We start from the raw sequence: 14,224 nt of genomic DNA, 5'->3' as shown, positions 1-14,224 counted from the left end.
GGCGATTAACGTAGGGGCGAGGCATGCCCGCCCCCCACGGCGATTATCGTAGGGGTGAGGCATGCCCGCCCCCCACGGCGATTAACGTAGGGGCGAGGCATGCCCGCCCCCCACGGCGATTAACGTAGGGGCGAGGCATGCCCGCCCCCCACGGCGATTATCGTAGGGGCGAGGCATGCCCGCCCCCCACGGCGATTAACGTAGGGGCGTGGCATGCCCGCCCCCCACGGCGATTAACGTAGGGGCGAGGCATGCCCGTCCCCCACGGCGATTATCGTAGGGGTGAGGCATGCCCGCCCCCAACGACGATTATCGTAGGGGTGAGGCATGCCTCGCCCGCCATTTTGCGAGCCGTGCCGACTATCTTCACGCCAAAAACCCGCGTAATGCCAGGCGCTGATATGCTTCTCAAAAAGGAGGATCTCATGCACCAAAGGAAGTCTCTGCGCCTTAAACACTACGACTACCGTCAGCCGGGATATTATTATCTGACCCTGTGCTGCCTGAACAAAAAACACTATTTCGGACGCTGTACGCGCAATCAAAGCTGGCTGAATCAGAGGGGGATAATCGCACGGGAATTACTCCAAAGCCTGACAGCACATTTTCCCAAATGCCTGCCCGACAGCTTTATCATTATGCCCAATCACCTCCACTGCATTCTGATCATATCGGATGGCAACCAGCACCCGCTCAGCACCATCATTGGCAGTTATAAAGCGGCAGTGAGCAGAGAGATCGGCAAAATGTTTGCGGGAGCTAAGCTGTGGCAGCGCGGATATTGGGAGCGAGTAATACGTGATGAGAGGGAATTAAATCATGTGCGCGAGTATATGTTGAACAACCCGGCGCGCTGGTGTTTGCGGGAATAAAGCAGGATAAAAAAAGGGTCAGGCACTTGCCCGACCCTTACTGCGATCTGCCCAACTGCGAGGCATACCTCGCCCGTTGGACAGAGGCGATTAACCCAGCAGCAGCTGGTTCATGCGGCGGATAAACTGGTTAGGATCGTCCAGCGTGCCTTTCTCGGCGAACAGCGCCTGGTCCAGCAGCAGCTCGACCCACTCGGCAAAGCGGGCTTCATCCTGCGTATCGGCGGCGCGTTTCACCAGAGCGTGATCCGGGTTCAGCTCAAACAGATACTTCACTTCCGGCACGTCCTGGCCAGCAGCAGCAAACAGCTTCGCCATCTGGGTGCTCATTTCGTCCGCTTCGGTGGTGACAATCGCCGGAGTGTCGGTCAGACGATGCGTCAGGCGCACCTCTTTCACGCGCTCACCCAGCAGCGTTTTCACGCGCTCCACGAACGGCTCCAGCGCTTTCTCCGCTTCTTTCTGCTCTTCGGTCTCTTCATCGGCCAGTTTGCTCAGCGCGTCATCCGCTTTGCTCACCGACTGGAAAGACTTATCGTCGAATTCGGTCAGATAGCTCATCATCCATTCGTCGATGCGGTCGGAGAGCAGCAGCACTTCGATGCCTTTCTTACGGAACAGCTCCAGATGCGGGCTGCTTTTCGCTGCGGCATAGCTGTCGGCAGTGATGTAGTAAATCTTCTCCTGCCCTTCCACCATGCGGCTGACGTAATCTTCCAGCGACACGGTCTGCGCCGGACCTTCGCTGCTGGTGCTGGCAAAACGCAGCAGTTTGGCGATGGTCGCCACGTTGCCGCTGTCTTCTGCCGGGCCTTCTTTCAGCACCAGACCAAACTGCTGCCAGAATTTCTGATATTTCTCTTCATCATCCTTCGCCACTTTCTCCAGCATCTGCAGGGAGCGCTTAGTCAATGCGCCGCGCAGGGTCTGCGTGATGCGGCTGTCCTGCAGGATTTCACGCGAGACGTTCAGCGGCAGGTCGTTAGAGTCGATCAGCCCTTTGACGAAGCGCAGATAGTTCGGCATAAACTGCTCGGCGTCGTCCATGATGAACACGCGCTGCACGTACAGTTTCAGGCCGTGCTTGTGATCGCGGTTCCACATATCCCACGGCGCCTGCGCCGGGATGTAGAGCAGGCTGGTGTACTCCTGCTTGCCCTCAACGCGGTTGTGGCTCCACGTCAGCGGGTCGGTATAGTCATGCGCGACGTGTTTGTAGAACTCTTTGTATTCGTCTTCGCTGATATCAGACTTATTACGCGTCCACAGCGCCTGCGCTTTGTTGATCTTTTCCCAGCTGGTGGTGTTGTCTTCTTCGTTATGGCTTTCAATCTCTACCGGCAGGGCAATATGGTCGGAATACTTGCTGATAATGCTGCGCACGCGCCATGCATCAAGGAACTCATCTTCGCCTTCGCGCAGATGCAGCGTGATTTCCGTGCCGCGATCTTCTTTAGTGATGTCGGCGATCGTGTATTCGCCCTCACCGGCAGATTCCCAGAACACGCCTTCATCGGCGGCAGCGCCGGCTGCGCGGGTGCGGACTGACACTTTATCGGCCACGATAAACGCCGAGTAGAAACCAACACCAAACTGGCCGATCAGCTGGCTGTCTTTCGCCTGGTCTGAACCCAGTGATTCGAGGAAGGATTTGGTGCCTGACTTGGCAATGGTACCGAGGTTTTCAATCACTTCGTCACGACGCATCCCGATACCGTTGTCGCTCAACGTCAGGGTGCGTTTTTCCTTGTCGACCGAAACCCGTACGCGCAGCTCGCCGTCACCCTGGTAAAGGTCCGGGGTGGATAACGCACGGAAGCGCAGCTTGTCGGCGGCGTCAGAGGCGTTTGAGATCAGCTCACGCAGGAAGATTTCTTTATTTGAATAGAGGGAGTGGATCATCAGGTGCAGAAGTTGTTTTACCTCTGACTGGAAGCCACGGGTCTCTTGTCCTTTCATGGTCATTGCTACCTCAACTAAGAACAGGTTGATGAACGTTGAGGATATAAGTGGGGGGATATTTGGGGATTTCAAGACGGCACGATCAACTCGTGCCGTTGATTGTTCAGAATTTAATCTTGAGGCGCCCGGCCAGAGAGTGCGACAGCGTGGTGCCGTCGACCATTTCCAGCTCGCCGCCCACCGGCACGCCGTGCGCGATGCGGCTGGCGTCCACACCATACTGTTCACACAGGCTGGCAATGTAGTTGGCGGTAGCTTCGCCTTCAACCGTCGGGTTGGTGGCGAGGATCACTTCCTGAATTGACTCTTTTTCCAGCCGCTGCTCAAGGCGATCGAGGCCGATATCATTCGGCCCGATGCCATCCAGCGGCGACAGATGGCCCATCAGCACAAAGTAGCGCCCGGCAAACTGCCCGGTCTGCTCAATGGCGTGAATATCTGCCGGGCTTTCCACCACGCAGATCAGGCCGTTCTGCTGACGCCGGGGGTTGGCGCAGATGGTGCAGGTTTCCTGCTCGGTGAATGTCCGGCAGTCGGCACAGTGACCAATCTCCGACATCGCCCGCGTCAGGGCCTGCGCCAGTCGCATACCGCCACTGCGGTCGCGCTGTAACAGCTGGAAAGCCATGCGCTGTGCCGACTTCGGCCCGACGCCCGGCAGGCAACGCAGCGACTCCATCAGTGCTTCAAGGAGCGGGCTGGTTTGCATCAGAATGGCATCTTGAAGCCAGGTGGCAGAGACATTCCGCTGGAAACGGCCGCCATTTTCTCTTTCTGGGTTTCAGCAACGCGACGTGCGGCATCATTGAATGCCGCAGCAATCAGGTCTTCCAGCATGTCTTTGTCATCTTCCAGCAGGCTTGGATCCACTTCCACGCGGCGGCAGTTGTGCGCACCGTTGATGGTGACCTTAACCATGCCAGCGCCAGATTCACCGGTCACTTCCATCGCAGCGATCTCTTCCTGCACCTGCGCCATTTTGTCCTGCATTTGCTGGGCCTGCTTCATCAGGTTGCCCAATCCGGCTTTACCAAACATAAGTTCTCTCTCTTCAGCTCAGGCCACATCATCACGTGATAATGCGGCGGGTTAAACAGGTCGGATACTCTCTTCGTCTACGTCAGCGTCGAAAAATCGCTGCAGTGTCTGGATATGAGTATCCGTGATAATCGACTGACGCGCCTGCGCCAGTTTCTCTTCGTAAATTTTTTGCCGCCACTCCAGCGGGGTCAGCACCGCCGGATTATCATCTTCCACCACGGTTAATTCAATGGGGTGTGCGGAAGCAGCATTCAAGGCATCACTCAGCGCTTTCTGCGCCGAGGGCGAATTCAGATGGCGCTGGCTGGAGCGCAGATGCAGGCAGATGCCGTTTTCGGTCGGCTCTTTCCAGGCGTTGAGCGCCAGCTGCTGCACCAGTTTTGGCATCGTAAGCGCAGCGATCTCGGCAGCCCAGGCATCACGCTGTAATGACTCAGCAACCAGCTTCGCCACCAGTTCCGGATGTTTTTCCAGCTCAAGTGCGGTGCGCAGCGCTTTTGGCGTGGCGACCTTTTCCGTTTTTACTTCTGTCGGATTGAGCGCTTTCCAGCGGTAGGCCTCTTCCTTTACCGGCGCGGCGGGTTGCGCTGCGGCCTGCTGCAGGCGCTGCTGCCCGCGTTCGGTAACGGCGGCCAGGCGCTCCAGTGCCGAGCTTGCCGGCCGCGCACCCTGCGCCGCCGGCTCACTCTTTTTTGGCTTACTCGCCCCCTGATGGCGCAGCAGCTGCGTGCGCGCCTGTAGGAGCTGGCTGGTGGTATCCGGTAATCCCTGCGGTGGCGGGGACTCCACGGTATGCGCTGCAGGCGGGCTGGACGGCGGCGCGGCATCCGGTGCAGGCATCACCTCAGCAGTCGCCTGTGGCGTCATGGTCGGGCGTGCAACCGGTTCAGCAATCACCGCTTTCGGATGAAAAGCCAGCGCACGCAGCAGCGTCATCTCGACGCCCATGCGGCGATCCGGCGCCAGCGGCAGCTCTTTGCGCCCCATCAGCAGCGTTTGATAATAGAGCTGTACATCTGCCGGTGGCAGCACCCGCGCCAGTTCACGCAGCCGCTGTTCAATCGCGGCCATGTCATCACCGAGCGCTGAAGGCAGCAGTTGGATCATCGCCACGCGGTGCAGCAAGGTGAGCATCTCCACCAGCAGCGCTTCCCACTCCACGCCGCGCGATGCGGCCTGAGTCAGCAGCGCCATCACCTGTTCACCGTCGGCATTAACCAGCGCTTCAATCAGCGCCAGCGGCTGTTCGTCGTCAAGGGTGCCGAGCATGTCATTCACCGTGGCGGTGGTCACCTGCCCCTGCCCCATGGCGATGGCTTGATCGGTCAGGCTCAGCGCGTCGCGCATACTGCCGTCTGCGGCACGCGCCAGCAGCTGCAGTGCACGCGTTTCCGCAGCAATCTGTTCGGCCTTCAGCACGTGCTCAAGCTGGCCGCGGATCTGTTCCTGATCGAGCGCCTTGAGGTGGAACTGCAGGCAGCGCGACAGAATAGTCACCGGCAGCTTTTGCGGGTCGGTGGTGGCTAGCAGAAATTTGACGTGCTCCGGCGGCTCTTCCAGCGTTTTCAACAGCGCGTTGAAGCTGTGGCGCGAGAGCATGTGAACTTCATCGATCAGATAGACTTTAAAACGACCACGGGCCGGAGCGTACTGGACGTTATCCAGCAGATCGCGCGTGTCTTCCACTTTAGTACGGGAAGCAGCATCGATTTCAATCAGATCGACAAAGCGCCCCTGTTCGATTTCACGGCAGTTGTCACACTGCCCGCACGGGGTAGCGGTTATGCCGGTTTCACAGTTCAGCCCCTTTGCCAGCAGGCGGGCAATGGTGGTCTTACCAACGCCACGGGTGCCGGAGAAAAGATAGGCGTGATGGATGCGGCCAAGGGACAAACCGTTAGCCAGCGCGGTCAGAACATGTTGCTGACCGACAACATCAGTAAACGCTTGCGGACGCCACTTGCGGGCCAGTACCTGATAGCTCATTAAGACTTCATCATCGATTGGAATGAATGGGTGTACAAGGTCGTGATAAACCAGAGTGAGCAACTATAACAGTTCCCGGCTTGCTCGTCTTATTCAATCACTTTATCGCGGCTAAGGGCGCAGATATCAGACAAACAGCCACGATCCTGTGGCTGTAAAAGATGAAGGTTGTGGAGGTAGTTAGAAACGATACCCCACGCCAACGTTGAAGCCGTGACTGGACGTATTCTGCAGGTGACCGCCCTGATAACCGACGTCCAGCGCCAGGTTATCAATCAGGTTGAACTGCATTCCCGCCCCCCAGGCAAAACGCGAACTGGCCCTTTTTTTGCGCCCGGTATGTTCACCAGCAGCATCTCGATAGTGGGTGATGTTGGTGCTGCTTTCCCAACCCGGGCCAGCCAGCGCGTAGAGACTGGCCCAATGGCTGATGCGATAAGCCGGCCCCACCATCAGCGAATAGTAGCGCACGCGATGGTATTTATTCTCTGAGGCGCCATCAAACTGTGCAAACTGGCTACCGCGCCCGTTCATCCAGGTGAGAGACACCATCGCGCTGAGCGGCAGCTGAGGGATTTCGTAGCGATATTTAAGGTTAAGACCTTTGATATTGTTGAAATGCTGAATGTGGCTCTGGGCGTATCCCAGCGTGAAGGTGTGCAGCCCGCTGATATCTTTTGTCTGGTACTGATAATCAACAGGGGCCTTAGTCTGAGCGGCGTTTGCGGCTGTGGCACCCGCCAGAGCGGCGAGGAGAGTAGTAACGGTAGCGATTTTGTTCATCCCGAACTTCCTTAATCACGGTGACGGCTGCATTTTGCCGCACAAGTGTAAGCATCAGGGGGGAGGAATCGCTGCTTTTTGTGCCGAACAGCGGCTGAAGGCATTTGGTGTACAGGGAGAGAAGCAGATGAGGAGAGATCGGGGCGGACCAGCCGCCCCGCAAAATCTTAGTGACCGGGGAAGTTCACCAGACTGTAGCTTTCAATGCCCTGCGCCTTAAGGCGTGATTCGCCGGTGAGGTCAAACAGATTAATGATGAAAGCGGCATCTTTCACGGTGCCGCCCGCGCGGCGGATCAGCTTCACGGTGGCCTCAATCGTGCCGCCGGTCGCCAGCAGATCGTCAACCACCAGCACCACGTCACCCGGCTGGATAGCATCACAATGCAGCTCTAGCTGGTCGGTGCCGTACTCCAGCTCGTAGCTTTCGGCAAAAGTTTTACGCGGCAGCTTGCCGGGTTTACGCACCGGTACGAAGCCCACGCCCAGCCCAAGCGCAACCGGTGCGCCGAACAGGAAACCGCGCGCCTCAGTGCCCACCACCTTGGTGATGCCAGCGTGACGATAGCGTTCAACTAACAGCTCAATGCTCAACGCATACGCTTTCGGATCTTCCAGCAGGCTGGTGACGTCACGAAAGAGAATGCCCGGTTTTGGGTAGTCCGGGATGCTTTTGATACTGTTTTTAAGGAATTCAAGCTGCTGCGCAGTCGCGGTCATAGTGTTGTGCCTGGTAAATACAAATCTGACTCACGCGGCTTGCTTCACGCACGACGATAAAGCCGGGTGAAATTCAAACACTGGGGGAAAGCCGCGCACGAAAACGACCAAATCTAGGCAAAACGCCGGACAATTGCAACCGTGTTTAGCGAAATCAGCGCTTTTCCTGCTCTTCGTCAACCACTGGTAGGCGGATCATAAAGATCAGCAGGCAGCAGAGTATCGCCAGCAGCAGCAGGCGTACCCAGAGAATTTTGACCATCCACAAGGAAAAGGCAAAGGTCAGCAGAATAAACAGGATCGCCCTGCCCTTGGCGCCCGGTGGCATTGCCCGATGCTGCTGCCAGTGACGCAGGTAGCGCCCGAATACCGAGCGGTGCAGTAGCCAGTGATGGAAGCGCGGAGAAGACCGGGCAAAGCACCAGGCCGCCAGCAGTAAAAATGGCGTGGTTGGCAGCAGCGGCAGTACCACGCCGAGCGTGGCCAGTACCACCGCCAACCAGCCAAGAGTAATAAGAAGATAACGTTGCATGGCGTACCCGAAAAAATTGGCTCTAAACAGGGTATCATAGCCGCAATACTGCCCTGGAGAACACGATGAAAAGCGCAGCTTTACTGCAACAACTGGAAACGCAGCTGGAACAGCTGGCGCAGGCTGTCGAGCCGCATGCTAATAAACGTAATGCGCAGGCGCGCTTTGACCATCAGTTATTTCACAGCCACTCTACCCGCCTGGGCGATTATCTGCAGGAAGTCAGACAGACCATGGCGCTGTTAAAACAGAGCGTGAGGGATAATCGCCCGGAAAGCGTGGCATGGATGGCCGAACGCGTGGTGCTGCAGATGAGCGCCATGCAGCGCGAACTGGCAACGCTCAAGATGCGCGGCAGTGAGACCCGCGCGGCGCCGGTGCGCGAGAACCTGTATGAAAAGCTGGCCGAACATCAGGATTTTGAGCGCCGCCTGCGGGCGATGATTCAGGACCGGGAAAGTCTGCTGGCCGTGCAGGAAACGCTGGCACAGCAGCAGCAACTCCAGCGTGAGGTGGCTGCACTCGAAGGGCGTTTGCAGCGCTGCCTGCAGGCGTTGAAGCGAATTGAGCGCGGCATCGAAAATCGCGAGCGCGGGCTATAATCGGATGATAACTCGCTGAAAGAGAGGCCGCTATGGGGCTGATTAGCTGGATGGTAACCGGTTTGCTGGTGGGCGTTATTGCACGCCGTTTTTTCCCCGGCCGCCCCGGCGGCCTGATGCCAACGTTGTTATTGACTGCAGTGGGTGCCTTGATTGGCGGCTATGTCAGCAGTTATTTTGACTACGGGACGCTGGCAATCTTCCACCCGCGGGCGCTGCTGGCCGCGTTTGCCGGCGCGCTGGTCATGGTTGGCGTGGTCAGAATGCTGCGCATCTGAAATTTTTATCATTATAAGGAAGACGTATGTCGCTGGATACTGCACCGGAAGAGGTCAAACTGGCCGTGGATTTGATTATGCTGTTGGAAGAGAATCAGATAGCGCCAGAAACCGTGCTGGCAGCGCTGGCGATTGTGCAGCGAGATTTCGAGCAGAAAGTCGCCGCACGTTCATAATTTCGCGCTATGCTGGCTTGCGCAAGGTTGGGCACCCGATCAGCATCTCGATCAGCGTGTCCACCAGCTGCGGCGCGTCGGCGGCGAGATCAAAGCTCTCCGGCATAAACAGCCAGTTTTCCATGATGCCGCTAATGTAGCCACGCATCACTACAGCAACGCGACGCGTGTTAAGATTTTCCGGAAGTTGCTTTGCATCAATACACTGTTGTAAAACCTCTTCTATCTTCTCATAACATTCAAGATAGAGATTTTGCTGCATTAGCTGGAGGGTAGTCATTTCACCGACGAACTCACATTTATGGTAAATAATTTCCATAAGTGCACGTCTTCTCGGATCAGTGGCTGCCGCGTCAAGGACATACAGCAACATAGCTCGCATAACAGAGAGTGGATCCGCCGGGTATTTTGATTGATACTCAAGCTCCAGGTCTGCCATTCCGGATTCGGACTGTGCCCAAATCTCATTGAGCAAATCCGTTTTATTTTTGAAATGCCAGTAGATTGCACCCCGCGTCACGCCAGCACTTGCGGCAATATCAGCCAGTGACGTTTTAGAAACGCCATGTTCAGAAAAGCGCTCAATAGCCGCATCTATGATGTGATTTCGCGTTTCCTGAGCTTGTTGTTTGGTATTTCGTGCCATGAGGGTGTTTTTTACAAAGCGTTAGACTTACATACATTTCCGAATGTATGTACCATAGCACGACCATAATTTAAACGCAGCAATGGGTTTATGGGTTTGTGATCCATTGAACAATCGATATCGGACACTCGAGGTTTATTTATGAACAAAAACAGAGGGTTAACGCCTCTGGCGGCCGTTCTGATGCTTTCAGGCAGCTTAGTGCTAACAGGATGTGATAACAAAGATTCTCAGCAGGCCGGTCAGCAACAGGCCCCTGAAGTGGGTATCACGACGCTAAAAAGCGCACCGCTTAAAATTACCACCGACCTGCCGGGTCGCACCTCATCGTTCCGTATTGCAGAAGTTCGCCCACAGGTTTCCGGCATTATTCTGAAACGCAACTTCGTTGAGGGTAGTGATATCAAGGCTGGCGAATCCTTGTATCAAATTGATCCGGCCACTTATCAGGCCGCTTACGACAGCGCCAAAGGTGACCTCGCACAGGCTCAGGCCAACGCGCAGATCGCCGCTTTAACCGTAAAACGCTACAAGCCTCTGCTGGGTACTAAGTACATCAGTCAGCAGGATTACGATACCGCGGCAGCCACCCAGAGCCAGACCGCCGCCGCCGTTCAGGCAGCACAGGCAGCCGTTGAATCTGCCCGTATTAACCTTGCCTATACCAAAGTGACCTCGCCTATCAGCGGACGCATTGGTAAATCCTCAGTCACCGAAGGTGCGCTGGTGCAGAGTGCTCAGACCACCGCTCTGGCAACTGTGCAGCAGCTGGACCCGATCTACGTTGACGTAACCCAGTCGAGCGAAGACTTTATTCGTCTGCGCGACGAGCTGAAATCCGGCCAGCTGCAGCAGACCAACGGCAAAGCTGAAGTCAAACTGTTAACGCAGGATGGTAAAGAATACTCGCAGAGCGGAACATTAGAATTCTCTGATGTCACCGTTGACGAGACCACCGGCTCCATCACACTGCGTGCAGTGTTCCCTAACCCGGACCACAACCTGCTGCCAGGCATGTTCGTACGAGCTCGCCTGGATGAAGGCACCAACCCAAATGCATTGCTGGTTCCTCAGCAGGGCATCACCCGCACGCCAACTGGCCAGGCGACTGCCATGGTTGTCGGTGGGGATAACAAGGTTGAAGTGCGTAATGTGACAGCCGATCAAGCTTTCGGCGACAAATGGCTGGTCACGTCAGGTCTGAAAGATGGCGATCGTGTGATCACCACCGGTCTGCAGCGTGTGAAACCCGGTGCGGCGGTGACCCCACAGGAAGTTAGCGACGACAGTGCCAAAGAAGCCCCTCAGTCTCAGGCACAGTCTGAACAACCGAAGTCTTAACAGGAGCCGCTGATACATGGCTAAGTTCTTTATCGATCGCCCCATCTTTGCCTGGGTTATCGCCATCATTATTATGCTGGCGGGTGCGCTGTCGATCCTGAAACTGCCGATTGAGCAATATCCTAACGTTGCTCCACCGGCAATCGAGATCACCGCCACCTACCCGGGTGCCGATGCGAAAACTTTGCAGGACTCCGTCACGCAGGTTATCGAACAAAACATGAACGGCATCGACGGCCTGATGTACATGGGTTCAAGCAGCGACTCTTCGGGTACGCTGCAGCTGACTCTGACATTCCAGTCCGGTACCGATGCTGATATCGCGCAGGTGCAGGTTCAGAACAAACTGCAGCTGGCGATGCCGTTGCTCCCGCAGGAAGTACAGCAGCAGGGGATTAAAGTTCAGAAATCCTCCAGTAGCTTCCTGATGGTTGCCGGTTTCATCAACGATAACGGCACCATGACGCAGAACGACATCTCCGACTACGTGGGTTCTAATATTAAAGATCCCATTAGTCGTGTCTCCGGCGTGGGTGATACCCAGCTGTTCGGGGCGCAGTATGCGATGCGTATCTGGATGGACCCGCATAAACTCAACAACTACTCACTGACGCCGGTCGATGTGATCAGCGCCATCAACACCCAGAACGCCCAGGTGGCGGCCGGTCAGCTCGGTGGTTCACCACCGGTGAAAGGCCAGCAGCTGAATGCCTCGATCATCGCGCAGACGCGTCTGACCTCGGCTGAAGAGTTCGGTAAGATCCTGCTGAAAGTGAACAGCGACGGTTCGCGTGTCCGTCTGAGCGACGTGGCGCATATCGAGCTGGGTGGTGAGAACTACGAGATTATTGCACGCTATAACGGCCAACCGGCCTCGGGTCTGGGGATCAAGCTGGCAACCGGTGCTAACGCCCTGGATACCGCTGCGGCGGTAAAAGCTGAGCTTGCCAAACTGGAGCCGTTCTTCCCGGCCGGCATGAAAATCGTCTATCCGTATGACACCACGCCATTCGTTAAGATCTCGATTAACGAAGTTGTGAAAACACTGGTCGAAGCTATCGTGCTGGTGTTCCTGGTGATGTACCTGTTCCTGCAAAACTTCCGCGCCACGCTGATCCCAACGATTGCGGTGCCGGTTGTCTTGCTCGGCACCTTTGCGATTATCAGCGCGTTTGGCTACTCGATAAACACCCTGACGATGTTCGGGATGGTGCTCGCCATCGGCCTGTTGGTGGATGACGCCATCGTGGTGGTCGAGAACGTCGAGCGCGTCATGGCCGAAGAGGGCCTACCGCCCAAGGAAGCCACGCGTAAATCGATGGAGCAGATCCAGGGCGCGCTGGTCGGTATTGCGCTGGTGCTGTCAGCGGTATTTATTCCAATGGCCTTCTTCGGCGGGTCTACCGGGGTTATCTATCGTCAGTTCTCGATTACTATCGTTTCCGCGATGGTGCTGTCGGTTATCGTCGCGCTGATCCTGACTCCGGCACTGTGTGCCACCATGCTGAAGCCGATTGCGAAAGGCGACCATGGCAAAACCACCGGTTTCTTCGGCTGGTTTAACCGCCTGTTCGACAAAAGCACCAATCACTACACCGACAGCGTGGGCCACATCGTGCGCAGCACCGGTCGTTATCTGGTGATTTATCTGCTGATCGTGGTGGGCATGGCCTATCTGTTTATGCGCCTGCCAACCTCCTTCCTGCCGGAAGAAGACCAGGGGGTATTCCTGACCATGGCCCAGCTGCCAGCAGGTGCCACGCAGGAACGTACACAGAAAGTGCTGGACCAGGTGACGGATTACTACCTGAATAAAGAGAAAGCGAACGTTAACTCGGTGTTCACCGTTAACGGCTTTGGCTTTGCTGGTCGTGGTCAGAACACCGGTATCGCCTTCGTCAGCCTGAAACCGTGGGATGAACGTTCGGGTGCAGATAACAAGGTGCCGGCGATTGCCGGGCGTGCCATGGGCGCGCTGTCAGCGATCAAAGATGCGATGGTGATTCCGTTCAACCTGCCGGCGATTGTTGAGCTGGGTACGGCGACCGGTTTTGACTTCCAGCTGATCGATCAGGGTGGCCTTGGCCATGAGAAACTGACCGCAGCACGTAACCAGCTGCTTGGCATGATTGCTCAGCATTCAGATACCCTGGTAGGCGTGCGTCCTAACGGTCTGGAAGATACGCCACAGTACAAACTGACTATCGACCAGGAAAAAGCGTCGGCGCTGGGGGTATCGCTCTCCGATATCAACACCACGCTGGCGGCAGCCTGGGGCGGATCCTACGTTAATGACTTCATTGACCGCGGCCGCGTGAAGAAAGTGTACGTGATGGGCGATGCGCCTTACCGTATGTTGCCAAGTGATATTGGCAACTGGTATGTGCGTGCCAGCAGCGGTGAAATGGTGCCGTTCAGCGCCTTTGCCTCTGCGCAGTGGGTTTACGGTTCACCACGACTGGAGCGTTATAACGGCCTGCCGTCGATGGAGCTGTTAGGACAGCCAGCACCAGGTAAGAGCTCGGGTGAAGCAATGAATCTGATGCAGGACCTGGCGTCGAAACTGCCTACCGGTATTGGTTACGACTGGACGGGGATGTCCTATCAGGAACGTCTGTCCGGTAACCAGGCTCCGGCACTGTATGCCATCTCGCTGATTGTGGTCTTCCTCTGTCTGGCCGCACTGTACGAGAGCTGGTCAATACCGTTCGCGGTAATGCTGGTCGTACCGTTGGGTGTGGTCGGGGCGCTGATCTTTACCACCCTGCGCGGGCTGAGCAACGACGTGTACTTTGTGGTGGGGCTGCTAACCACCATAGGGCTATCGGCGAAGAACGCCATCCTGATCGTCGAGTTCGCTAAGGACCTGATGGAGAAGGAAGGCAAAGGCCTGGTGGAAGCGACTCTGGAAGCGGTACGTATGCGTTTACGTCCAATCCTGATGACTTCTCTGGCGTTTATCCTCGGGGTTCTGCCGCTGGCTATCAGTACCGGTGCGGGTTCCGGTGCTCAGAACGCCGTAGGTACTGGCGTGATGGGCGGGATGGTCACCGCGACTATCCTGGCGATCTTCTTCGTTCCAGTGTTCTTCGTGGTGGTTCGCCGCCGCTTCAGTAAGAACAAAGAAGAGCTGGAACATAGCCACCCAGTCGATCATCATCACTAATTCACGCAAGTTAATGTGAACCAGAGGCCGCTTAATGCGGCCTCTTTTTTTGTCTTTTTTCCAGCGTGCGCGCAGTTGCAATTTGCTCACCTGCGGCGCATACTATTGTTATAGTATAAC

The 14,224-nt window shown here is 56.3% G+C and carries 14 protein-coding genes and 1 other annotated feature; of the genes, 6 read left to right on the top strand and 8 right to left on the bottom strand.

The window, feature by feature from the left end; translation table 11 throughout:
- Positions 1 to 425: 425 nt before the first annotated feature.
- Positions 426 to 872 carry a transposase gene (locus QLG07_RS14200; protein ID WP_282469470.1) on the top strand — a complete coding sequence of 149 codons (447 nt, stop codon included), beginning with the start codon at positions 426 to 428 and terminating at the stop codon, positions 870 to 872.
- 90 nt (positions 873 to 962) lie between these two features.
- Here QLG07_RS14200 and htpG read toward each other — a convergent pair whose 3' ends face one another.
- The 7 genes from htpG to QLG07_RS14165 all read right to left on the bottom strand — a co-directional run bounded on the left by htpG (position 963) and on the right by QLG07_RS14165 (position 7,895).
- Complete coding sequence (gene htpG / locus QLG07_RS14195) at positions 963 to 2,831, bottom strand: molecular chaperone HtpG (protein ID WP_282469469.1); 1,869 nt, start codon at positions 2,829 to 2,831, stop codon at positions 963 to 965.
- Positions 2,832 to 2,937: 106 nt separating this feature from the next.
- Positions 2,938 to 3,543: a recombination mediator RecR gene (gene recR / locus QLG07_RS14190; protein WP_048916895.1), complete on the bottom strand. Its 606-nt coding sequence runs from the start codon at positions 3,541 to 3,543 to the stop codon at positions 2,938 to 2,940.
- Complete coding sequence (locus QLG07_RS14185) at positions 3,543 to 3,872, bottom strand: YbaB/EbfC family nucleoid-associated protein (RefSeq protein WP_048916896.1); 330 nt, start codon at positions 3,870 to 3,872, stop codon at positions 3,543 to 3,545. Before QLG07_RS14185 ends, recR begins: the two co-directional genes overlap by 1 nt.
- A 51-nt stretch (positions 3,873 to 3,923) precedes the next feature.
- Complete coding sequence (dnaX, locus tag QLG07_RS14180) at positions 3,924 to 5,861, bottom strand: DNA polymerase III subunit gamma/tau (protein WP_282469468.1); 1,938 nt, start codon at positions 5,859 to 5,861, stop codon at positions 3,924 to 3,926.
- Positions 4,527 to 4,588, bottom strand: a sequence feature (DnaX frameshifting element). It overlaps the preceding gene by 62 nt.
- Positions 5,862 to 6,041: 180 nt before the next feature.
- On the bottom strand, positions 6,042 to 6,644 hold the full coding sequence (locus tag QLG07_RS14175) for an Ail/Lom family outer membrane beta-barrel protein (protein ID WP_282469467.1): 603 nt from the start codon (positions 6,642 to 6,644) through the stop codon (positions 6,042 to 6,044).
- A gap of 167 nt (positions 6,645 to 6,811) precedes the next feature.
- Positions 6,812 to 7,363, bottom strand: coding sequence for an adenine phosphoribosyltransferase (gene apt / locus QLG07_RS14170; RefSeq protein ID WP_048916902.1), 552 nt, complete (start codon positions 7,361 to 7,363; stop codon positions 6,812 to 6,814).
- Positions 7,364 to 7,517: 154 nt separating this feature from the next.
- Positions 7,518 to 7,895 carry a DUF454 family protein gene (locus tag QLG07_RS14165; RefSeq protein ID WP_133624261.1) on the bottom strand — a complete coding sequence of 126 codons (378 nt, stop codon included), beginning with the start codon at positions 7,893 to 7,895 and terminating at the stop codon, positions 7,518 to 7,520.
- 65 nt (positions 7,896 to 7,960) lie between these two features.
- Here QLG07_RS14165 and QLG07_RS14160 point away from each other — a divergent pair, with 65 nt between their 5' ends.
- Genes QLG07_RS14160 through rsmS form a run of 3 tightly spaced genes read left to right on the top strand, consistent with a single transcriptional unit; the run spans position 7,961 to position 8,951 of the window.
- Positions 7,961 to 8,497: a primosomal replication protein gene (locus QLG07_RS14160; protein ID WP_282469466.1), complete on the top strand. Its 537-nt coding sequence runs from the start codon at positions 7,961 to 7,963 to the stop codon at positions 8,495 to 8,497.
- Between the two features lie 32 nt (positions 8,498 to 8,529).
- Complete coding sequence (locus tag QLG07_RS14155; RefSeq protein ID WP_048916905.1) at positions 8,530 to 8,775, top strand: membrane protein; 246 nt, start codon at positions 8,530 to 8,532, stop codon at positions 8,773 to 8,775.
- A 26-nt stretch (positions 8,776 to 8,801) separates the two neighbouring features.
- Positions 8,802 to 8,951 (top strand): pleiotropic regulatory protein RsmS, encoded by a 150-nt coding sequence (gene rsmS / locus QLG07_RS14150; RefSeq protein WP_099755085.1) that lies wholly within the window; start codon positions 8,802 to 8,804, stop codon positions 8,949 to 8,951.
- Between the two features lie 7 nt (positions 8,952 to 8,958).
- Here rsmS and acrR read toward each other — a convergent pair whose 3' ends face one another.
- Positions 8,959 to 9,597, bottom strand: coding sequence for a multidrug efflux transporter transcriptional repressor AcrR (acrR, locus tag QLG07_RS14145; protein ID WP_062818364.1), 639 nt, complete (start codon positions 9,595 to 9,597; stop codon positions 8,959 to 8,961).
- 141 nt (positions 9,598 to 9,738) lie between these two features.
- Between acrR and QLG07_RS14140 the strand changes: the two genes are divergently transcribed.
- Positions 9,739 to 10,938 (top strand): efflux RND transporter periplasmic adaptor subunit, encoded by a 1,200-nt coding sequence (locus QLG07_RS14140; protein ID WP_282469465.1) that lies wholly within the window; start codon positions 9,739 to 9,741, stop codon positions 10,936 to 10,938.
- A gap of 16 nt (positions 10,939 to 10,954) precedes the next feature.
- Positions 10,955 to 14,104: a multidrug efflux RND transporter permease subunit AcrB gene (gene acrB, locus QLG07_RS14135; RefSeq protein ID WP_133624263.1), complete on the top strand. Its 3,150-nt coding sequence runs from the start codon at positions 10,955 to 10,957 to the stop codon at positions 14,102 to 14,104.
- Positions 14,105 to 14,224 lie beyond the last annotated feature (120 nt).

Source organism: Erwinia sp. V90_4 (assembly GCF_029967685.1).
In the GTDB taxonomy this organism is placed as follows: domain Bacteria; phylum Pseudomonadota; class Gammaproteobacteria; order Enterobacterales; family Enterobacteriaceae; genus Erwinia; species Erwinia aphidicola.
The sequence above is the reverse complement of the archived record's forward strand: the minus strand, read 5'-3'. Positions and strand labels throughout refer to the sequence as shown.